Genomic DNA, 21,571 nt, shown 5'->3' with positions numbered 1-21,571 from the left:
GCGGTTCAGATATCAAGCACCAGCAAGGGCGTTTTCGAGCGCGAGCAGCAGGGTGTGAATTGGTCATTCAGGGCTTGTTCCTGCTCGGTGAGGAACAGGTCGCGGTGTTCCGGTATGCCTTCCAGTACACGGGTCAGGCAGGTGCCGCAAATCCCTTGTTCGCAGGACACGGCAATCTCGATGCCGTGGCTTTCCAGGACCTGCACCACGCTTTTGTCGGCGGGAATCTCGAAGACCTGGCCGCTACTGCTGACTTTCACCGAAAACCCGCCGTCGAGGCTGCTGTCCACCGGCGCCGCCGCGAAGTATTCGCGGTGCAGGCAGTTCTCCTGCCAGCCCAGCGCCCGCGCACTGTCGAGTACATGCTGCATGAACCCACCCGGGCCGCAGACGTAAAGGTGCATGTCGCCGGCCGGCGTCGCCAGCACCTGGGCGGCATTCAGCGCCGTTTCGGGTTGCTCGTCGAAATGCAGGAAGACCCGTTCGGCAAACGCGGAATCCTTGAGGCGCTGCACAAACGCCGCACGCTCACTGGCGCGGGCGCAGTAATGCAGTTCGAAGTCGGCGCCCGTCTGGGCCAGGCGTTCGGCCATGCACAGGATCGGGGTGATGCCGATGCCGCCGGCAAACAGCAAGCTGCGCCGTGCTTCGTGGGCCAGGTGGAACAGGTTGCGCGGTTCGCTGATGGTCAGGCGAGTGCCCGCGTGCACCTGTGCGTGCAGACTGTTGGAACCGCCCCGTGAGGCGGGGTCTTTGAGCACGCCGATCAGGTAGCGATGCCGTTCCTCCGGGTGATTGCACAGGGAATACTGGCGGATCAGCCCGTCCGGCAGGTGCACGTCAATATGCGCACCGGCACTGAAGGGCGGCAGCGGGTTGCCATCGACGCTGGCCAGTTCATAGCTGCAAATGTCCTGGGCTTCAGTGGTGCGGGACGTCACTACGACCTCAATCATGTCGGTTCTCCAGCGCGTTCCCGGGCGATCAGGCGCTCGAGAATCTTGCGCGACTGCACGCCGCCGGCATCGATATTCAACTTGAGCAGGTTGCGCGTCGGGTGGGCCAGCAAGTTCTGTTGTTGGCGTTCGAGCATCTCCAGGTCTTCGCTGAAAATCTTGCCCTGGCCTTCACGAATACTGGCGGTCAACGCCTCATCCTGCGGGTTGAAGTTGCGCGCCATGCCCCAGAAGTACCAGATCGAGGTATCGGTTTGCGGCGTGATGAAGTCGACCACGATGCTCGCGGCCTTGTGTTCGGGCGCGGCGTTATAGCCGCCCTTGCCAGCATGGGCCACGCCGACTTCGATCAGTACATGGCTGGGTGGGGTGAAGCGGCAGATCTGCCAGCGGTCCACTGGTACGTCATCGGCCAGGTTGTTGCCGCGCAAAGCCATGCGCCAGAACGGCGGGGCCATGATGTTTTCCATATGCCGGGCGGTGACTACTTCGTCACCTTGCACCGTAGTGACCGGCGGCGCTTCGTCGATTTCCTTCTGGCCGATGCTGGAGGCGTGCACGTAGGTTTCGTGGGTCAGGTCCATCAGGTTATCGATCATCAAGCGGTAATCGCACTGGATATCAAACAACCCGCCGCCGTACGCCCACTCATCACTCACGGCCCATTCCAGATGGTGGATCAGCGCGGGGTCGGCCAAGGCCTGATCACCCGGCCACACCCAGATAAAGCCATAGCGCTCAACGGTGGCAAAGGTTTTGTTGCAGGGAAAGCCGCGCACCCGCTGGCCGGGCATGTCGACGGTCTTGCCATCGCCCCCCATCACCAGGCCGTGATAACCGCACACTAAGTTGCCGTTTTCGACATAACCCAGCGACAGCGGCGCGCCGCGATGCGGGCAGAAGTCCTCCACCGCCACCACGACGTCTTCCTGGCCACGATAAAACACCATTTTTTCGCCGCAGATCTGTCGGCCCAGGGGTTTTTGCGAAATTTCATCGGGGGTGCAGGCGACATACCAGGTATTTTTTGGGTACATAAGAGACCTCTAGGTAGTGCTTGTTTTTGTTTTTTAATGGATCCATTAAGCGATGACGCTTACTGCAAGTCAATCTTAGAGAATCGATTTAATCGCGATTATCACGCGATAATGTCTGTTTTTTCAACTCAGATATTTTTGAGGCTTCATAATGGATCCATTGATGTAGCTCATGTAAAAACTACCAGGGAGTCTCGGTTTTTTTTGTGCGGATGAACATCGAGGGTTTTACGCTTCAGGATGGCTGCTCTGGCGAGGCTTGGTGGTACTTCTTCAGTCGATACGCGAACTGCGCACGACTCAACCCCAGCACTCGTGCAGCCGCAGCCAGATTGCCTTCGCTCTGTTGCAACGCTTCGTCGATCAAGCGCGACTCTAGGCCTTCAATGGAGAAGCTTTGCTCCAGCCGGGTCAAGGTTTCCAGCAGGGCCGGGCGAGGCTGTGCGCTGGGGGGACTCTGGTCGATGGCGGCGAGACTACCCTTGTCGTCCAGCGAGTACAGCTCCTGTGGTATCGGTTCATTGCGAAACAGGTGGACGAGGTCGATGGCTTGACCATCCTCGCTGGCGATCAGACCGCGTTCTACCAGGTTTTGCAGTTCCCGCACGTTGCCGGGGAAGTCGTAGCGTAGCAATGCCTTTAGCGCCCGCATGGTCAGCCCGGCGGGTTTGCGCGCGTAGTCCTGGCAGAAGCGCCGCAGGAACGCGTTGACCAGTAACGGGATGTCGTCGCGTCGTTCACGCAGTGGCGGCAGGGTGATGGGGAAGACGTTCAAGCGGTAGAACAGGTCCTCGCGAAAGTCACCAGTCGCTACCGCTTTGCGCAGGTCGATATTGGTTGCCGCCACCACCCGCACATCGACCCTGATGGGGTGACCACCACCAACTCGTTCTATCTCGCGCTCCTGCAATGCCCGCAGCAGCTTTCCCTGGCCCGGCAAGCTGAGGCTGGCGACTTCATCGAGAAACAGGGTGCCGCCATGAGCCCGTTCGAAGCGCCCGGGGCGCGAATGGGTGGCACCGGTATAGGCGCCGCGTTCGACACCGAATAGCTCCGCCTCGATTAGGTTGTCCGGGATCGCGGCACAGTTGAGGGCTACGAAGGGCGCTTGATGACGCGGGCTGTACTGATGCAATTGGCGGGCAAATAGCTCCTTGCCGACCCCGGATTCACCGCTGAACAGTACCGTAGCGGGGGTAGGCGCCACACGCTGCAAGGCGAGGGTGGCGGCATTGAAGGCTGCGCTGGCTCCAATAGGTTTTGGCCCGACAGGCATTTCGCTGTCGTCATCGGGGGCAGGTGCTGGTGCTGAACGCTGCCTGGGAACGACGCTTGATGGCGAAGCGGTGAGATAACTCAAATCCTGTTCAACATCGCCCCACTGTTCGGCGGTCTTGCCGACCACTCGGCAGGTCTCGTGGCCCATGCCCCGGCATTCGGTTTCACGGAAGATCACCAGACGGCCGAACAGCCCGCTGACATAACCGATGGCATACCCCAGTTCGGTCCAGCACACCGGGTCCTGGCCGATTCCGTAGGCGGCGATGTGTTCGTCAGCCTCGCAGGAGTGATGCCAGAGGAACTCACCCTCGTAGAAGCCTGAGTCGGCGTCGAACTTGAAGTGCACGGGTTCAACCTTGGTCATGCCCTCGAGCGTATGCAGGCGGGTGCCGGCCGAGAAAATCGCTGCCGCATCGGCGTTCGGCCAACGCTCACGAATCAATCGCGCATCGCGTGCGCCAGACAGGTAGCCGGTGCGCGTAAACAGGCCACGGGTTTGTTCCAGTCCCTGGCGCTCGATGATTTCTCTGCGTAGCGCGCCGAAGGATGAACTGTGCAACAGCAGCATGCGTTGATCGTTAAGCCAGATGCGCCCGTCGACCGGGGAGAAGAACAAGCATTCGGTCAGTTCGGCCAGGGTCGGTGAGTTGCCCTCGACCAGTTGGGTGCTGTCGCCACGAGGCAAAAAATCCTTCTCTCGCCCAGCAAGATCGGCAAACAGTAATTGGGGATTATTCATTGTTCTGCCCCTGAGCACATTGAGTGATCGAAATGATTAACTGCCAGAACAGTTATTAATCATAACTTTATCATTTGAACAAGTGCCGGGCTGGCGAGGGGCATCGAAACCGTCACCCTGTCTCGGGTTGCTGCGCGTCATGTCGCGGAATAGAGCCTCCGTCAGAAAAAAATCAAGCGCTCAAGAAAGTCGGCATACGCCTTGCTCTATTGCTTGCATGACTTCACCGCTTTCAGAAGGCGGTGATGGACGATAACAAGTACAAGAGCCGGGAGGCCTAAATGTCGGTCAGTGAACCCTCTAGTTTTCTTCAAGACGCGTTGTGGTGTGATCGTGTTTTCAACGGCGACTGGATTCGTCCGTTAGGTGGTAGCAATACCGTGCATGAGCCGGCCACCGGCGAAGTGCTGACCGTCACCGGGTTGGCCGATGCGGCAGATATTGCGTTTGCCAGCCTGAATGCTGCCCGTGTTCAACCCGCTTGGGCAGCATTGGGACCACGCGAGCGCGCAGTGATTTTTCGCAAGGCCGGCGCATTGGCCGAGCAACACTTCGCCGAACTGGCGCTGTACGTCGCCAGGGAGAGTGGCGGCAGCCTGTTCAAGGGCGAGCACGAGGTTCGCGAAGCGATCGTACTGCTGCATCAGGCCGCCGCGATGTTGTCGCAGGCTCATGGTCTGGTCCTTCCGAGCGAAGCTGGTAGGTTGTCTTACGCGCGCCGGTTGCCCCATGGCGTGGTCGGTGTGATCTCGCCGTTCAACTTTCCCCTGGTACTGTCCATACGCTCGGTGGCGCCGGCGCTCGCAGCCGGCAATGCGGTGGTACTCAAGCCCGACCCGCAAACCCCGGTCAGTGGTGGTTTCATCATTGCTCGATTGTTCGAAGCAGCAGGCTTGCCCCAGGGCCTGTTGCAGGTGTTGCCGGGTGCTGCTGCGGCCGGCGAGGCCATGTGCCGTGACCCTCATGTGCGGATGATTGCGTTCACCGGCTCCACCGCTGCGGGTCGCAAGGTCGCGGAGGTGGCGGGGCGTCACTTGAAGAAAGTGGCCCTTGAGTTGGGCGGCAAGAATTCGTTGATCGTGCTCGAAGACGCCGACCTTGAGCTGGCGGCGAGCAATGCCGCCTGGGGCGCCTGGTTGCATCAGGGGCAAGTCTGCATGGCCACCGGACGCATTCTGGTCCATGAGTCGATCGCAGAAGCAATGGTCCACAGGCTGACAGAGAAGGCGCGGGCCATGACAGTCGGCAATGCCGCTCGTGGCGAAGCGGTTTTAGGGCCGTTGATTAACAAGCGACAGTTGCAGCGTGTGCATGAAATCGTCACGCAGAGTGTGAGCTCCGGAGCAACGTTGGAAGCCGGCGGCGAGTTTGAACAGCTCTTCTACCAACCTACGGTGCTTTCTGGCGTGCGCCCCGGCATGCGCGCATTCGACGATGAGATCTTCGGCCCGGTGGCCACGGTGGTGAGTTTTACCAGTGACGCAGAGGCCATCGAGTTGGCCAATCGCACCGAGTATGGCTTGGCCGCGGCGATCATCTCGCCTTCGGTTGGGCGTGCCATGGCGATAGGTGAGCGGCTCAATTGCGGCCTGCTGCACATCAACGATCAAACAGTGGCCGACGAATGCGTCAATCCATTCGGTGGGCGTGGCAGTTCAGGGAATGGCGGCAGCATTGGCGGCCCAGCCGACTGGGATGAATACACCCAATGGCAATGGGTCACGATCAAGGATACCGCCCCGCGCTACCCGTTTTGATGAGGTGAGGGCCGAGGCGTGCGATCGGCCAGGCGATGACACAAGAATAATAAGAGGACACAACATGAAACTCGACAACAAGATTGTGCTGGTAACCGGGGTTTCCTCAGGTATTGGCGCGGCCACTGCAAGCCTGTTGCGCGCTCACGGTGCTCAGGTGATTGGTGTGGACCTTAAGGCTCCGTTCATGACCCTGGACGGGTTTGTCCAGGGTGATCTGAGCAGTGCCGAGAGCATCGACCGACTGTTGGCACAGTTACCGGAAAGGATCGACAGCCTGTGCAATATCGCCGGGGTCCCGGGCACGGCAGACCCGCAATTGCTGGCGCAGGTCAACTACCTGGGCTTGCGTCACCTGAGCAGTGCACTGCTGCCGCGCATAACGGCTGGCGGCAGCATTGTCAATATCGCCTCGATCCTCGGTGCAGAGTGGCCGCAACGCCTGGCGCTGCACAAGGCGTTGGCGAACATTGAAGACTTTGCGCAAGCGCAAGCCTGGCTGGCCGAACACGCAGTGCCAGACGAGACCTGCTACCAGTATTTCAAGGAAGCGCTGATCGTCTGGAACTATGTGCAGGCCCAGTCCTGGTTTCTGCAGCACTCGGTGCGTATGAACAGTGTGGCACCAGGCCCGGTGTTTACCCCGATCCTCGGCGACTTCGTGACCATGCTCGGCGAGGCCCGGACCCAGGCGGATGCTCATCGTATGAAACGCCCCGGTTATGCCGATGAGATAGCGGCGGTCATTGCGTTTCTGTGTGCCGACGAGTCGCGCTGGATCAACGGCGTCAACCTAGCCGTCGATGGTGGCCTGGCCTCGACCTACATCTAAAACCCGACCCAGAAGACAGCAGCACAAGCTGCTGCTCGAGCGTATTGGCTGATGCCATGCGTGCAAAGCCATGCCGAAAATAAAAACAAACAGGAGCGTCCATGGACAACTTCAAGAGCTTTTCTGGTTTCAAATACTGCGCATTGTTTGTGGTGTTATGCAGCACCACTGCGATGGTCGAACGGGTCGAGGCCATGCAAATGGACCTCGGCGATTCCGACTGGAAGCTGCGCTGGGACAACACCATCAAATACAGCCAGGCCTGGCGTGTGAATGGCCAGGACGATCGCTTGGTCAATGCGCCGACCGCTAATGGCCTGTTTCCCTCGATCCAAAGCCAGGGAGATAAAAATTTCAGTCGCGGCCTGGTCTCCAACCGTTTGGATCTGTTTTCCGAAATGGACCTCAGCCGGCAAAACTACGGGCTACGGGTGAGTGGCGCGGCCTGGTACGACGATATCTATAACCAAGACACCGACAGCAGTGAGCAAACGCATTTCCTCAGCGAGACGCGCAAGCTCCACGGGCGCGACGCAGAAATTCTCGACGCTTTTGTGTTCCTGCGTGGAGACCTCGGTGAAGACTCTCAGGGCGTGGCGCGTTTGGGGCGGCATAGCCTGATCTATGGAGAAAGCCTGTTCTATGGAGGAAACGGGATCGCCAATGCCCAAGGCCCAACGGATGTGGTCAAGCTGCTCAGCGTGCCGGGAACCCAGTTCAAAGAGATCCTGCGTCCGGTCAATCAGATCTCCGGGCAGTTGCAAATTAACCCGCAGTTGTCGGTGGGCGCTTACTACCAGTTTGAATGGGAACGCTCCAATCTGCCGGGCGCCGGCAGCTACCTGAGCGATACCGATGCCATCGGTTACGGCAGCGGTTCGCTGCGCGAAGTGTTTGGCAACGACACAGTGAATGGTGGCGATTTGAAACCGAATAATTCGGGGCAAGGGGGGATGCAAATCCGCTTTAAACCGACCGGGACCGAGCTGGAACTGGGCTTCTACGCTGCGCAGTATCACGACAAGACGCCGATTGGCCTGTACGCCTACCTCGATGGTGCGGCTGCGGCGGCCACCGGGCTGCCAATCCTCGGTTCTTATCGTCAGGTGTATGCCGAAGATATCAAGACGGCGGGTGTCAGTTTCTCCACGGCCTATGGCCCGTTCAACTTTGCCGGTGAGACCTCTGTGCGCTGGAATGCGCCGCTGGTGAGCAATCTGCAAGTGGTGACCCCGGGTTTGGCAGCGGACGGTGGCGACAACTCGCTATTTGCTCGGGGTAAAACCGCGCACGCCAACTTGTCGGCCATTTACCTGTTGTCACCGAACGCCTTCTGGGACGGCGGCTCGGCATTGGCCGAGCTGGCCTGGAACCGCACCTTGAGCATCACCGAGAACGCTGCGGCACTGGATTCCAACACAACCCGCGATGCAACGGCCCTGAGGGTTTTGCTGGAGCCGTCGTACTTCCAGGTTATCGACGGGGTCGACCTGACGGTGCCAATAGGTATGGGGATCGTGCTCGATGGTCGCTCTTCGGCCGTCAACAAAGCGGGCTTCGGCAATACCCACTCCGGTGACTGGAGCGTTGGGCTCAAGGCGACTTATTTGCAGCGCTGGGATGTCGGCCTGAACTACGTGAACTTCTTCGGCGCCCCGAAAGCCGGGCTTCGACAGGACGGAAACTTCAGCTACGGGCAGTCACTGGCCGACCGTGACTTCGTCTCTCTCTACTTGAAAACCTCATTCTAATAAGGTGGATTCGCCATGCAGAACAAAACAATTCTCAACACTTGCGTCCTCGCCCTGGCCCTTGCCGGCATTAGCCTGGCGCAGGCGGCAGTATCGCCTGAGCAGGCGGCACGTTTGAAAACCGAGCTGACGCCCGTTGGCGCGGAGCGCGCCGGTAATGCCGATGGCAGCATCCCGGCCTGGACCGGCGGCTACACCAAGGTCGCGCCCGGATACAAACCAGGTGACAAACGTCCCGATCCCTTTGCAGCGGAAAAGCCGCTGTATTCGATCAGCGCCTCGAATATGCAGCAGTACGCTGATCAGTTGGCCGAAGGCACCAAGCTTCTGCTGAAGAAATACCCGGACTATCGCCTGGACGTCTACCCAACCCATCGCTCGGCAGCGGCCCCGCAATGGGTGTATGACAACACCGCGAAGAATGCCGTGCGCGCGACGCTGGACGTTGAGACCGAGAAAGTCGCCAGCGCCTACGGCGGCATTCCGTTCCCGATTCCGGGCAACGGCGCGCAAGTACTGTGGAACTACCGGCTGTCCTGGCAGGGCGGCGACACCATCTATGCACCTTTCGATACCTGGCTGATGACCGCCGGCGGCAAAAAAGTCCAGGCGACTCGCGCCCAGTACACCTACCAGTTTCCCTACTACGTCGAAGGCGGCAGCCTGGAAAACTATTCCGGCAAGTACCTGCTCGGCAAGCTGCTGACCGAACTGCCCTCGTCCAAGGCTGGCGAAGGTCTGATGACCCATTGGGACCTGGATCCGGCCAACCGCGCGGCGTGGCAGTATCTGGTTGGACAGCGCCGCGTGCGTCGGGCACCGAATATTGCTTATGACACACCAGACTTTGTGACCTCCGGAGTCGGTTTCTTCGATGAGGCGTTCATGCTGTTCGGGCCGACCGATCGCTACGACCTCAAACTGATGGGCAAGAAAGAACTGATCGTCGCCTACAACAACAACCGCGCCGGTCTGGCCAAGAGCGACGATTTGGTCAAACAGAACTTCCTCAATCCCGATCTGGTGCGCTGGGAGAAACATCGGGTCTGGGTGGTCGAGGCCACGCTTAAATCCGGCAAACGCCATGTGGTGCCGCGTCGAACCTACTACGTCGACGAGGACTCCTGGCAGATCCTGATGGCCGACGGGTATGACGCTCAGGGCAAACTGGGACGCCAGATGTATTCGCTGACGCTGTTGGCACCGGACCTGCCGGCGCTCACTGCACAGGTCATGTGGGGCAGTTACAACCTCGACACCGGCGCCTACTTCCTCAACTCATCGAGCAATGACCTGGCGGTTCAGTACAAGAAAGTCGCGAAGCCTTCGGCCTCCTACTTCACGCCGGATGCCATGGCCAACGAAAACATGCGTTGAACCTGGGCGGCTGTGGCGGGCGAAAATCTCGTCCCGGTCGCTGGAAATTTTCCGAGCGGAATAAAGACATGAACATCGAAAAATTCTTAGCACGCTGCGGCCTGCGACGGGGCGCGTGTGCCCTGGCGTTGTGCCTGATGGCGAGCACGTCCGTGGGCACGCAGGCCGCAACGTTAGCGGTATTGCAGCAGCCGGCATTGCCGACCGCCAAGGCCCAACGCGCGGTAATGCTCGGGTTGGCCCGGGCCGGGGAGCGTTTGGTGGCGGTCGGAGAGCGGGGAATCGTGTTGCTCTCGGACGACTCGGGGAAAAGTTGGCGCCAGGCCAGTGTGCCGGTCAGTGTCAGCTTGACGGCGGTGCAATTCGTCGATGCCGAGCAGGGTTGGGCGGTCGGTCACCTGGGTGTCGTACTGCACAGCGGGGACAGCGGTGAAACTTGGCACAAGCAACTCGACGGTGAGGCTGCTGCCGCGCTGGCCGTGCAGGCCGCGCAGCGTGACGCCGATCAACCGGGCGGTGCCAGCCAGCTGAAACAGGCACGGCAACTGCTGGACGATGGACCGGACAAGCCGTTTCTTGACCTGTACTTCAGTGACCGGCTGCATGGCTACATTGTGGGTGCCTATAACCAGATTTACCGCACTGACGACGGAGGACGCAGTTGGCAACCGTGGATGCGCAATGTGGACAACCCCCAGGGCCTCAACCTGTATGGCATCCGGGCTTTGGGCACTGACCTGCTGCTGGTGGGGGAGCGCGGTTTGCTGTTGCGTTCGAGCGATGCCGGGGCATCCTTCAAGGCCTTGAAGTCACCGTATGAAGGCAGCTTTTTCGGCCTGCTCGGCACGAGCAGTGGCGCTTTGATTGCCTACGGGCTGCGCGGCAACGCCTGGTGGTCCGATGACCGTGGCAACAACTGGCGGCGTCTCGACACTGGCATCCACTCAACGCTGGCGAGCGCCATCGAACTGCGCGACGGCAGTCTGCTGATGGTCAGCCAGAGCGGTGAACTCTTGTTCAGCCACGACCAGGGTCGCAGCTTCAACAAACGTCAGAGCCGCAGCGGCGCGACGGTCGCTGCCGTGCAGCAGGCGGCCGACGGCAGTCTGGCCAGCGTCGGTTTGAGCGGCGTGGCCGCTGACCAGGATCCGCGGGCATCCGGCCAACCTTGAAACTTCACGGTGTAGTGCTATCGGGCTAAGGTCCGTGCAACAGGAGTCAAACTTGAAAGACGACAAATCCCAAACCGTGATCGGCCGCCTGGAAGACTTTGACCAGGCGTCGGGCAACTTCGCCGAGCGTGCGATCTTCAACCATCGACCGCTGGTGATCCTGCTGTGCCTGCTGGTGACCCTGCTGCTTGGCTGGCAAGCCACGCGCATTGGCATCAACGCCAGTTATGAAAAGACCATTCCTACCGGTCACCCCTATGTCGCCAACTTCCTGGAGAATCGCAGCGAGCTCAGCGGCCTGGGCAACTCGCTGCGCATCGCCGTGGAAGTCAAGCAGGGCAGCATCTTCACCAAGGAGTACCTCGACACGCTGGTCAGGCTCAATGACGAGCTCTATCTGCTGCCAGGCGTCGATCGGCCTTATATGAAGTCGTTATGGACCCCGACCACACGCTGGACCGCCGTGACGGAAGAAGGCCTGGATGGGGGCACGGTGATTCCCGACGACTACGATGGCTCTGTCGCTAGTATCGAACAGGTGCGTACCAACGTCGCCCGCTCGGGCGAGGTCGGTCAGTTGGTGGCCGGCAACTTCAAGTCCAGTGTGATCTTCGTGCCCCTGCTGGAAATCAGCCCGCAGACCGGCAAGCCCCTGGACTACGGTGAGTTTTCTCGACAACTGGAAACCCTGCGAGACAAGTACCAGACCGATGATGTGCAGATTCACATCACCGGATTTACCAAGATTGTCGGCGATCTAATTGAGGGGGTGACCCAGGTACTGCTGTTTTTCGTGGTGGCGGTACTGGTGACCGTGGTTGTGCTCTATGGCTACACCCGGTGCGCGCGCAGTACCCTGGTGGTGGTGACGTGCTCGCTGGTGGCAGTGGTCTGGCAGCTCGGTCTGCTCGCCACCCTTGGTTATGAGCTGGACCCTTATTCGGCGCTGGTGCCGTTTCTGGTATTTGCCATCGGCATGAGCCATGGTGCGCAAAAGATGAACGGCATCATGCAGGACGTCGGTCGCGGCACCCATCGGGTGGTCGCCGCGCGTTATACCTTCCGCCGACTGTTCGCCGCCGGCATGACCGCGTTGCTCTGCGATGCAGTGGGCTTTGCGGTGTTGCTGGTGATCAATATCCGGGTGATCCAGGACCTGGCGGTTACCGCCAGCCTCGGCGTGGCGGTGCTGATCTTCACCAACCTGATTCTGCTGCCGATCCTGCTCAGCTATTTCGGTGTCAGCCCGGCAGCGGCACAACGCAGCCTGAGTTCGGAAAACGCCGAGTTGCAGGCGCAGATCAAACATCCGTTGTGGCGTTTTCTCGATCTGTTCACCCAGCGTCGTTGGGCGATTGGCGCCATGCTGGGCGGCCTATTGCTGGCCGTGTTCGGTTTTGCCGTGAGCCTGCACCTGAAAATTGGCGATCTTGATCCCGGCGCCCCGGAGCTGCGCGCCGACTCGCGCTACAACCGCGATGCGCTGTTCATGACCCGTAATTATGCGGCCAGCTCGGATATTTTCGTGGTCATGATCAAAACCCCGGAAGATCAGTGCACGCGCTACGCCAGCCTGTCCGCAGTGGATGCGCTGGCCTCGCGGCTTGAGCAATTACCGGGAGTGGAGTCGACCACCTCCATGGCTGCGCTGAGCAAGATCGCCACGGTGGGTTACAACGAAGGCAACTTCAAATGGTATGAGCTGATTCCCAATGACGGCGCGTTGGGTGCGGTTCAGACCCGAGCGCCACGGGAGCTGTTCAATCAAGGTTGCTCGATGCTGTCGCTGTACGTTTACCTGGCCGATCACAAGGCAGATACCCTAAATCGAGTAGTGGAGGCCAGCGAGAAATTTATCGCTGAGCATCAGGTGCCAGAGGTCAAATTCATGTTGGCCGCGGGCAGTGCCGGGATCGAAGCCGCGACCAATATCGTGGTGAAAAAATCCATGAGTGAGATGCTGTTCTGGGTCTACGGTGCGGTCAGCCTGTTATGCCTGCTGACCTTCCGCAGTTGGCGCGCCACCCTCTGTGCAATGCTGCCGCTGATGCTCACCTCGATACTTTGCGAAGCGCTAATGGTGAGTCTGGGTATGGGCGTTAAAGTCGCGACACTACCGGTGATCGCACTCGGCGTGGGCATAGGCGTTGACTACGCGCTCTATGTGTTGAGCGTGATCCTGGCTCGAATGCGTGCCGGCGATACCCTGGCCCAAGCGTATTACCAGGCGCTGCTGTTCACCGGCAAAGTGGTCTTGCTCACTGGCATGACACTGGCGGTCGCGGTGTCGACCTGGGCTTTCTCACCGATCAAGTTCCAGGCAGACATGGGCATCCTGCTGGCCTTTATGTTCCTGGTGAATATGCTCGGTGCCTTGATCTTGTTGCCGGCATTGGCCTGGCTGCTGCTGCCACAGAAGGTCTTCGCAAAAAAGCCTGAAGCGAAGCTGACCACGGAGTTAGTCAAGCAGCGCTGAAGCTGCTCGGTAAGAGGGCACCTACCACGCCAACGCCCCGGGGGAAGTCTGCAACGTTGTCGCGGTCGGTTCCGCTGCGAGGACTTGATTGATCGGCCGTAACTCCGTCAAGTCTTGCTCTGTACAACCATCCGTCACGTTACTGGCCGGCAGCATCCTGATCCAGGCGGTGTAGCAGCAGTGCTCGCAGGTACAGTTGCAGGCGAGCCTGGAAAACTATCGGCTGCTGCAGGTGTGGTAGGCGGGAGGAACTGGCTACGCCGCCAGGAATTGGGTCTTCAGTGGATGCAGAACCATTCATGTACGGTCGGGTTATTCAATGTGTTCGCTTGCGGGTTAGGGCATGGCAAGATGAGCGGGCTTGAACTCAATGGCATTGGAGGTCAATTCTGTTCTGCATTGAGCAACAAGAGCCAGATCAAAGCACCGATCTAGCTAGATAACCAGCAGGCAGATGGGATTCTAGCTTCCCTGCCCTATAAGTTCTGCGGTGACGTTAAGCATAGCGTTCTATTTTTGTCTGACATGGCTGCTGCGTGTCGGACGAAACCCGCGTCCTAACCTGATCTGCGTTGCAAAGTTCCCCCACGATATTCCTGCCCCTCCCAACCTTAGCGCTTCTTTTAATTTGACGCTTGCTAATAGCAGGCTTAGTTCGTTTTCGCATCCCTTTTCCGCCGATACCATGGGATTTCGATTGGTGTCATTGGCAAGCAAGGAGGATGTTGGATTTCTTCACTGGCTGCCCACACGCGGATACGGTGCTCAACCGCAGGTATCGAAAGCTACGCGTTATCAATATAGCTCCTGCTAGTGCGTAAGCGGCTAATCATCGGGCGTAGCTGAGTTTTTTCGCCATGCTGATGATTTTGCCGGCCCGCTGATTAGTCAGGGGGACAGCCTTGCCCAGGGTAAAAACCAATTAGTGAGCATGGCTGGGATGGAGTGCCACGGCATGCCTCTCATGGGCCAGATGCCTCACCAAGGCTGTGCTGACAAGCACCATGACCGAATCGCGTGGGAAGGCCGCGGGTATTGCTCACTGCTGTTTCAGCACACGGTGCTCACCGATACAAATCTGCCCAGTTGCCGTTTTGATGCTCACCTGCCTCAGCACCTTTTTACTCACTTTAAACTTCAGAAAATGTTGCCAACGGTATTCCCTGGACCCCGAAGCTGAGCAACAACCATTCGATCATTGAACGATTGCACGGGTCTGTGCGGATGCTGATGCCAACCCTCTCGTATGGCGACCTATGCGTTCGGAGCTTTGCATCTATGCCAACATCGGCGCTCCCGTGGGTTTTATGACCAATGCTCAAGAAGTAAAAAGCCAGAGATCGCTCTGCTTTTGTCTTTTCCCAACGCCGTGTTTAAAGCTTCATGTTGAGCGATACATAAGCCGAACGACCTGGTGCTGGAGAAAACATAGCTTGATCGTTGCCACCCCAAAAGAAGTTGTCATACCAAAGGTATTCATACTCGCGATCGGTCAGGTCTTGACCTGAAGGTTTATTGTCGAAGCGGGGTGTCGTGGTCTGCGCGATTCTGGTGGATGTTGAAGTGGTTGGGCTTTGACAATATGTCGATCCTGGATGGAGGACATGAGAAGTGGGAGGCAGAAAAGCGAGCCCTGTCAGACTCTCCCTGCAAATATTCTGCTGGCACCCTGCGAATTCAGCCTCGACCCGAACTGTTCGTAGGAAAAGCGGAGGTACTGAGCGCAATCAATGATCCTTCAATGTGCACAATCAGCGCTTTGGGCGCTGACGTGCATAATGGAAAGGGGACCGCATTTGGACGTCCAGGAAGGATTCCCCGAAGTGTGAATGTCCCCCAGAAAGTACTGCTGGATCCTGAAACAGGATTATTTAAAACCCCAGAGGAAATCTCCCGGTACTTCATAGAAGCGCAGACAAGCAAATCCAAAGGATTCATCACTTATTGCGGAAGTGGCATATTCGCTGCGGTCGACGCGTTCTGGCTCTATCAGCTGGGATATGACAACATTGCCGTCTACGATAACTCAATGAGTGAATGGGGCGCCGATGCGACCCTTCCGATGGAATGCTACTTCGAGACATCGACCTGAGAGGGTTTTCGAACAGTGCCGCGTTGGAGAGTCTGGTTGTCATAGTTCGGTTGTTGGACGATCTGCGCATCGCTGTAGCCCTTGCTCAACGGGTGCATGGTGGTCGCCTTGTCGACCCCAATTACGCTTTGTTGTCGATAGCGCGTGCGCTTTCTTCCAGGCCCGGGCGAACAATCAGTGGTTCAGGGTTTGCGCAGAACCGCTCTGGGGATGAGGGATATCAGCTAATTACTTTGACATCCAGGCAATCACAGCCATGTAGTCTTCAGTACTGCAATCCATGCGGAAGCCGCGTGGTGGCATAGCGCCGAAGCCCTCTGTCACATGTCTCAAGTTTATTTGGAAATCAATGCTCAGGCAGGTTGGCAAAAATACTCGCCAAGACTTGGTTGAGTTTGCGCAGTTGAGCTTCGGTCAGGCCCTTAAAGCTTTTGTGGAATAATTCAGCAGTGAGTTCGTGCATATCAAAGAACGCCCGACGCCCTGCCACGGTTAAGCTGACTTGAGTGATGCGGCCATCCTGCGTGCTCTGGTTGGTTTCCACTAGACCATCCTCCTTCATGCGATAGACAATCTTGGTAATGGTCGAAAGCTTGGCCACGGCGTGGTCAGAAATCTCCGAGATGCTGGCGGCGTCGTTCTCGAAGAGAATGTTCAGCACCCGCCAGCGCGGAATATCCAGGTCGATCCGTTTGAGCAGCTTTTCCATGGACATGGTGTAGCGCCCGTACACGCGTACCAGCCAGTAAAAAGGAAACTCTTCCTTGTGAAAATCTTCGCTGGCAGGGTTGTAGCGACTGCGGTTTTTCTTGGGGATGGACATGGAAGGGACTGCTTTGTGAACATCGACTGACAATCATAGACATTTCTAATAAATCCGGCACCCCCATTCAAGATGTCACATGATGGCAAGCCTATGACTCCAGTGCCGATGATTGCAATGTTCATGTCACTCTCAGTGGTTGTCGGTATTCGGCTTTAGGGATCGTTCAGCCCTTGAAGAAGCGCTGGGCCAGACCCAGTTGCGATTCGGCGAGTTGATGCAGCGCCTGGCTGACCTCGGCATTGCGCCCTGCCTGCTGGCTGGAGCGCTCGGTGAAGCCGGCGATCTCATTGATCTTTTGGTTGATCTGCTCGGCGGCCTGACCCTGCTGCTCGATTGCAGCGGCCATCTGTTGGCTCATGTCGCTGATCTGGCCGACTTCCTCACAGATGCGTGACAGTGACTGACGTGTCTGCTGCACATCTGCGCTGGCGCGCAGCGCCGCCTGTTCTCCCCGTTGTGCTGTCGCCAGCGCGTGACTGCTACCCCTGCGTAGGCTGTCGATGGAGCGCTGAATTTCATGAGTCGACTCACGCGTGCGTGAGGCGAGGCTACGGACTTCGTCTGCGACCACTGCGAAGCCACGGCCGGACTCGCCGGCGCGTGCTGCTTCGATAGCAGCGTTGAGAGCCAACAGGTTGGTCTGTTCGGCGATGCTCTGAATCACCGTGGTGATACTGCCGATGGATTCGATGGCCTCGGCAAGATGGGCGACGGCACTACCGATCTCCTGTACGGAGGTACGCATGGTTTGAGTGGAGTTCTGGCTGTCGTCCGAGAGGCGTTCACCATCACGGGCCAACTGGTCAGCGTTTTGCGCGGCCATGGTGGTGCTCTGCAGGTTGCGTGAAAGCTCCTGGATGGTGGCGCTCATCTGGTTGATCGCCGCGGCGGTATGTTCGGTCTCGCGTACCTGTTTATCTAGCTGTTCTGCTGCGTTTTCCACTACTTCAGACGAGGTATGTGCCTGCTGGCGTAGAATTTCACTGTTGATGCAGATGCGTGACATGACTATGGTCATCCGCGCGCGCTGGCTGTTTAAGGCCATGACAAGCAGTGTACTGCTGTCAGCGTGATTGCTGTGCAGTGGCGCCAGTAGCGGCTCGCTGTAAATTTCCCTGTACTGGTCAAGAATGTCGCGGGTCAGGCGGCGCTGGCGGAGTGCTGGCTGCAACCCGGCAAGTAGCAGGGCGAGCAGAGTCAGCAGCCCGGCAGTCGTTGGCAGGCGTACCGTGATGATCGCGCCGAGAACCAGCAGCCCCAACCCCAGTTGCAGACCATGAGCAGCCTGCAACGAGGAGATGCGCTGGCCTGGTGTCCAGGGCGAGCGGGCGCGATCAAGGCGTTCGTAGAGGGCTTCGGCCGTTAGTATCTCCTGCTCGTTGATGGGTTGGTAAGCGGTGCCCAGGGCGGATAGTTTCCCTCCATCGAATAGGGGGACCACGTAAAGCTTGCGCCAGTAGCGCTCACCCTGCCGGTGCCGGCCCATCACCGGCGCGGTCCAGGGCACACCGGCGTGTAGTGCGCGCCACATGCTGTCGAAGACGACGGCAGGCATGCGCGGATCGTTAATCTGCTCATGCGGTTTGCCGACCAGTTCGTCCTCGCGCAGGCCGCACATGCGTAGGTAGGCCGCATTGCAACTGAGCAGCGTGCCTTGCGGGTCCAGTCGTGAAATCGGTGGCTCATCGAAACGCTGGATTTCGGGATGGGCGGTAAAGTTCATGAAACGATTCCTTATGATTACCAGGACAGAAGCTCTCGGCGCGGGCCTTGATGCCGCTTTGGTTGATCAGTGCTCGTACCCATTTCCGGGCGTTCACTCATCTGCTCGTTCAGTTCCGCGCACCCCTAGCCCCTGATCCAGATTCAGCGCCACTCTGAGCACGTCGCCTGGATTGATCGCCTGCAACTCGCGTTCGATGATGCGTTCCTCGACGCTGCTGAATGGTCGTGCCTGCGAGTACTGGCTTTGTCTCTTGCAATGCGCAATGCGGCATTCACCGGCAAGAGCACCACCGCCTGAGAGCGATCGATGCGCTCCGGGCGAAATAGCAGGTTGCATGCCAGGACCTGAGCTGCACCAGCAGTGCGAACACTTGCCCCGATCCCATCAACTGAAAAGCCACTGCTCGAGAATTTGTCTTGGGGCAATGGTATCGCCAGTAAAAACAGTGATTTAAGTGATTTTTTCAAGAATTTATAATGTTGGAAAGCATAAAAAAATTCTGTTTTTTATGATTTCTACGAAGGTTTTTTTCTGTAATTTTAGTGCTGTTCATTCTTTTTTTGAGCTAAAAAATAAAACCTAGTAACACTCGATTTTTAAACATTTCGTTAGGGTTTTTCTAATATCTATATGTTTTTATTGAATTAAAATTTTTTTTTTTGATTTTCGATCGGTTTTTTTGGGTGTTACTAATCTGCACGGTGGTGGGTTTTTTACTGGAAAATTGCGCTAATTAAAGAATTTATATTTATAGATAATTCAATTGACAATTCACGTAATTATGGCGATTTTAGATTTAGCGAATCGGCGGCTTCATGCTCGCCACGCCAACAATGGTCGATAAGGTGGATGGCATGACGATGGTGATCGAAAAGATGAAGCTAGGGGGGGCTGGCCGGAAGGTGATGGTGAAAGACACCATCGATATTTCCGGCTATCCGACCCGCGCTTCCAGTAGGGCGCTGAAGGATGTCGAGGCCGCCCGGCGGAATGCCGCGGTGGTTGATGCGCTGTTTAACGGTGGTTGTCAGATTATCGGCAAGACCGTTCTGCACGAGCTTGCCTATGGCACCACCGGCATCAACAATTACGCCGGAACCGCCGAGAACTCTCGTTATCCCGGGCGTATTCCTGGAGGCTCCTCCAGTGGCTCGGCTGCAGTCGTCGCTGCCGGTCTCTGTGATTTTTCCCTGGGCACCGATACCGGCGGCTCCGTGCGCATTCCGGCCTGCTGCTGTGGCGTGTTCGGCTTCAAGCCTACGTTCGGTCGCATTGATCGTCGGGGTGTGATGCCCGAGCAGACTAGCCTGGATTGCATCGGCCCCTTTGCTGCCAGCTTGTCCCTGCTGATCGAGGCGATGCGCATCATCGATCCTTCGCTCAAGCCATTGCCCGAAGCCACAGACATCTGCATCGGTAGGGTCTCGGTCGAGCCGTCGGCCGAGGTGCAGCACGCCATCGATGCGGTGCTTGATGCCAGTGGCTTCGTGCTCGGCAAGGTGCAGCTTAATAGCATGCAAGCCGCCTATGACGCCGCCATGGTGGTGATCAACCGAGAGACCTGGAACGCGTGCGGGCATCTGCTCGAGACCGGTTTGGTCGCCCCGGATGTCGCCGCTCGCTTGCAGGCTGCCGGGCAGACCAGCGATCAAGCGTTAGCGGCCGCCGAGCAGGTGCGCGCCACCTTTACCGCCGAAGTGGATGCTGCCCTCGACCGCTTTCCCGTTTTGGCTCTGCCGACCATGCCTGATTACCCACTGCGTCTCGAAGATGCGACAGACACCCGTGCGGTGCTGGGTATGACCGCTTTCGTCCGGCCTTTCAATCTTTCTGGTCATCCGGCACTGAGCATTCCCTTCGAAGGGAAATCCGGCCTGCCGGTCGGCCTGCAACTGATCGCTGCCAAGGGCGCCGACGAACTGCTTCTGGCAGTCGCGGGTGAACTGTTGCGGCGACTCGATTCCAACCTTCTCTGACCGTGGGGCCTGTCATGACTTCGCTCAATCTGGCCGTTAATATGCCGTACACCGCCATCACCGATAATCAGGCCTTCGCGGCACTGATGGCCGATATAAAAAAACGCGCCCGCAGTGGCGAGTTTGATCGTCTCGGTTATATCACCGGGGATGTGATTGACACCTTCAAGACCCTGGGTATTTACCGTGCTCTAGTGCCCCGGCGTTTCGGTGGTGACGAGCGTTCGCCAGGCGAGTTCTGCGCCATGATCGAAGCCCTTTCCATTGCCGACGGTTCCGCAGGTTGGGTCGCCAGCTTCGGGATGAGCCCGGTGTACCTGGCGTCGCTGCCCCTGGATACCATTCGGCAGGTCTATGCCAACGGCCCCGATGTGATTTTCGCGGGTGGCATCTTCCCGCCGCAACCAGCCGATCCCGTGCCGGGTGGCTTCAAGGTCAACGGCCGCTGGAAATATTCCAGCGGCTGCATGGGCGCCTCGCTGGTCGGCGTCGGTATCGCGCCGAAAAACGGTGACAAACTGGATCTGCCGCGCCTGGCGCTGATGCCGCAAAGCAAGGCGCGTATCGAGCAGACCTGGGACACCGTCGGTCTACTCGGTACCGGTAGCCATGACCTGGTGGTCGAGGATGTGGTGGTGCCCGAGGAGTGGACGTTCGTGCGCGGTGGGGCGGCCAATCTCGACGAGCCGCTCTTCCGTTACCCCTCGCTGTCCTTCGCCACGCAGGTACTCTCCGTAGTCGGTCTCGGTGTCGCCCGTGCTGCAATGGATGAGTTGCGCGACATGGCTACTGGGCGCATCTCCGTAACGGGTGCTCCAGCCGTGGCCGACCGCCCACTCGCCCAGGTCGAGATCGCCAAGGCCGAGGCCGCCCTGCGTTCAGCTAGGGCTTTCTTCTTCGATTCAATGGAGGACGCCTGGCAAACGGTGTTGACCGGTGACCCGCTGCCGGCCGAGAAGATCAATTTGTTGCGCCTGTCCTCGACGCACGCAACTCGCGTCGCCGCCGAGGTGGCACGCACCGCGCAGATGCTTTCAGGCATGACCGGTGTCTACAACAGCAGCCCGTTGGCGCGATGCGTAAACGACGCTCAGGTGATCACTCAGCATGCTTTCATGGGCGACATCACCTACCAGAATGCTGGCGCTGTCTTCTTCGGCAAACAGCCCTCGCCGGGCTATCTCTGACCCTTATATGGAGCCAATCATGAGCGAGAAAAAAAAGCTGCGCGTGCTGTTTTGCATCGGCATCAACCAGAACTTCTTTGACGCACCGCGCGAAGAGCAACTGGAAGTATGGGGCGCCTTCAGCGCGATGTGGAACGGTATCCACGATCTGCCTGGCGTGACGGTATTCGGCAACATGGACGACGACCAAAGTATGGTCGGGCCGTCCAGCGGATACCCCTGGACTACTTACCTGCTGGCCGATGTGCCGGATATTGAGACCGTACACGCCGCCTGCAACCTGTTCCGCATCACGCCAGTGGGCGAAGGGACCTACAAGCTGTGGCGTTACGCCAAGGTCGAGGCCCGTACTGGTCGCGAACTGATTATCCAGCGAGGGTGACTGC

Annotated in this window: 16 protein-coding genes and 2 pseudogenes; 10 read left to right on the top strand and 8 right to left on the bottom strand. The window is 58.3% G+C overall.

The genetic code is table 11. The annotated features are described in order from the left end of the window. Nucleotides 1–5: 5 nt before the first annotated feature. The 3 genes from C5F71_RS28140 to C5F71_RS28130 all read right to left on the bottom strand — a co-directional run bounded on the left by C5F71_RS28140 (nucleotide 6) and on the right by C5F71_RS28130 (nucleotide 4,013). Complete coding sequence (locus C5F71_RS28140) at nucleotides 6–956, bottom strand: PDR/VanB family oxidoreductase (protein WP_104912556.1); 951 nt, start codon at nucleotides 954–956, stop codon at nucleotides 6–8. Then, nucleotides 953–1,993 carry an aromatic ring-hydroxylating dioxygenase subunit alpha gene (locus C5F71_RS28135; protein ID WP_029291075.1) on the bottom strand — a complete coding sequence of 347 codons (1,041 nt, stop codon included), beginning with the start codon at nucleotides 1,991–1,993 and terminating at the stop codon, nucleotides 953–955. Before C5F71_RS28135 ends, C5F71_RS28140 begins: the two co-directional genes overlap by 4 nt. 235 nt (nucleotides 1,994–2,228) lie before the next feature. Then, on the bottom strand, nucleotides 2,229–4,013 hold the full coding sequence (locus tag C5F71_RS28130) for a sigma-54-dependent Fis family transcriptional regulator (RefSeq protein ID WP_029291076.1): 1,785 nt from the start codon (nucleotides 4,011–4,013) through the stop codon (nucleotides 2,229–2,231). A gap of 281 nt (nucleotides 4,014–4,294) precedes the next feature. Between C5F71_RS28130 and C5F71_RS28125 the strand changes: the two genes are divergently transcribed. The 7 genes from C5F71_RS28125 to C5F71_RS28085 all read left to right on the top strand — a co-directional run bounded on the left by C5F71_RS28125 (nucleotide 4,295) and on the right by C5F71_RS28085 (nucleotide 15,470). Further along, nucleotides 4,295–5,770 (top strand): benzaldehyde dehydrogenase, encoded by a 1,476-nt coding sequence (locus C5F71_RS28125; RefSeq protein WP_029291077.1) that lies wholly within the window; start codon nucleotides 4,295–4,297, stop codon nucleotides 5,768–5,770. 64 nt (nucleotides 5,771–5,834) lie between these two features. Continuing rightward, nucleotides 5,835–6,602, top strand: a complete 768-nt coding sequence (locus C5F71_RS28120; protein ID WP_029291079.1) for a coniferyl-alcohol dehydrogenase — start codon at nucleotides 5,835–5,837, stop codon at nucleotides 6,600–6,602. Nucleotides 6,603–6,703: 101 nt separating this feature from the next. After that, a complete protein-coding gene (locus C5F71_RS28115) occupies nucleotides 6,704–8,353 on the top strand; it encodes a DUF1302 domain-containing protein (RefSeq protein ID WP_029291081.1) in 1,650 nt (549 codons plus the stop codon). Nucleotides 8,354–8,368: 15 nt separating this feature from the next. Beyond that, entirely contained in the window at nucleotides 8,369–9,730 is a 1,362-nt protein-coding gene (locus tag C5F71_RS28110; RefSeq protein ID WP_029291083.1) for a DUF1329 domain-containing protein, read from the top strand. Between the two features lie 68 nt (nucleotides 9,731–9,798). After that, nucleotides 9,799–10,902 carry a YCF48-related protein gene (locus tag C5F71_RS28105; protein ID WP_029291084.1) on the top strand — a complete coding sequence of 368 codons (1,104 nt, stop codon included), beginning with the start codon at nucleotides 9,799–9,801 and terminating at the stop codon, nucleotides 10,900–10,902. Nucleotides 10,903–10,954: 52 nt separating this feature from the next. Beyond that, the gene (locus tag C5F71_RS28100; protein WP_029291085.1) at nucleotides 10,955–13,378 is read left to right on the top strand and encodes an RND family transporter; all 2,424 of its coding nucleotides are present in this window, start codon (nucleotides 10,955–10,957) and stop codon (nucleotides 13,376–13,378) included. A 1,555-nt stretch (nucleotides 13,379–14,933) separates the two neighbouring features. Next, nucleotides 14,934–15,470: a sulfurtransferase gene (locus C5F71_RS28085; protein WP_135196255.1), complete on the top strand. Its 537-nt coding sequence runs from the start codon at nucleotides 14,934–14,936 to the stop codon at nucleotides 15,468–15,470. 228 nt (nucleotides 15,471–15,698) lie between these two features. Here the strand turns inward: C5F71_RS28085 and C5F71_RS29480 are convergent. From C5F71_RS29480 to C5F71_RS29000, 5 genes and pseudogenes are all read right to left on the bottom strand, one after another. Continuing rightward, nucleotides 15,699–15,800, bottom strand: a pseudogene (locus tag C5F71_RS29480) (cytochrome c5 family protein); the annotation flags it as partial. 16 nt (nucleotides 15,801–15,816) lie between these two features. After that, the gene (locus C5F71_RS28080) at nucleotides 15,817–16,293 is read right to left on the bottom strand and encodes a MarR family winged helix-turn-helix transcriptional regulator (RefSeq protein ID WP_029291088.1); all 477 of its coding nucleotides are present in this window, start codon (nucleotides 16,291–16,293) and stop codon (nucleotides 15,817–15,819) included. A gap of 166 nt (nucleotides 16,294–16,459) precedes the next feature. Then, nucleotides 16,460–17,737 carry a methyl-accepting chemotaxis protein gene (locus C5F71_RS28075; RefSeq protein WP_371923405.1) on the bottom strand — a complete coding sequence of 426 codons (1,278 nt, stop codon included), beginning with the start codon at nucleotides 17,735–17,737 and terminating at the stop codon, nucleotides 16,460–16,462. Next, a pseudogene (locus C5F71_RS29790) lies at nucleotides 17,735–17,914 on the bottom strand (chemotaxis protein); the annotation flags it as partial. The gene C5F71_RS28075 and the pseudogene C5F71_RS29790, both read right to left, overlap by 3 nt. 198 nt (nucleotides 17,915–18,112) lie before the next feature. Continuing rightward, nucleotides 18,113–18,358 carry a hypothetical protein gene (locus tag C5F71_RS29000; RefSeq protein WP_135196254.1) on the bottom strand — a complete coding sequence of 82 codons (246 nt, stop codon included), beginning with the start codon at nucleotides 18,356–18,358 and terminating at the stop codon, nucleotides 18,113–18,115. 518 nt (nucleotides 18,359–18,876) lie between these two features. On the opposite strand from C5F71_RS29000, the gene C5F71_RS28070 reads away from it, so the two are divergent. From C5F71_RS28070 to C5F71_RS28060, 3 genes are read left to right on the top strand one after another with little or no spacing between them, the layout of a single operon-like run. After that, the gene (locus C5F71_RS28070) at nucleotides 18,877–19,998 is read left to right on the top strand and encodes an amidase (protein WP_104912554.1); all 1,122 of its coding nucleotides are present in this window, start codon (nucleotides 18,877–18,879) and stop codon (nucleotides 19,996–19,998) included. Between the two features lie 14 nt (nucleotides 19,999–20,012). Beyond that, nucleotides 20,013–21,185 carry an indole-3-acetate monooxygenase gene (iacA, locus tag C5F71_RS28065; protein ID WP_029300027.1) on the top strand — a complete coding sequence of 391 codons (1,173 nt, stop codon included), beginning with the start codon at nucleotides 20,013–20,015 and terminating at the stop codon, nucleotides 21,183–21,185. Nucleotides 21,186–21,204: 19 nt separating this feature from the next. Further along, nucleotides 21,205–21,567 (top strand): hypothetical protein, encoded by a 363-nt coding sequence (locus C5F71_RS28060; RefSeq protein WP_029300025.1) that lies wholly within the window; start codon nucleotides 21,205–21,207, stop codon nucleotides 21,565–21,567. Nucleotides 21,568–21,571 lie beyond the last annotated feature (4 nt).

Origin of the sequence: Pseudomonas sp. LG1D9, assembly GCF_002949995.1 — a bacterium.
Classification (GTDB): Bacteria; Pseudomonadota; Gammaproteobacteria; order Pseudomonadales; family Pseudomonadaceae; genus Aquipseudomonas; species Aquipseudomonas proteolytica.
This window is presented reverse-complemented; position numbering and strand designations above follow the sequence as displayed.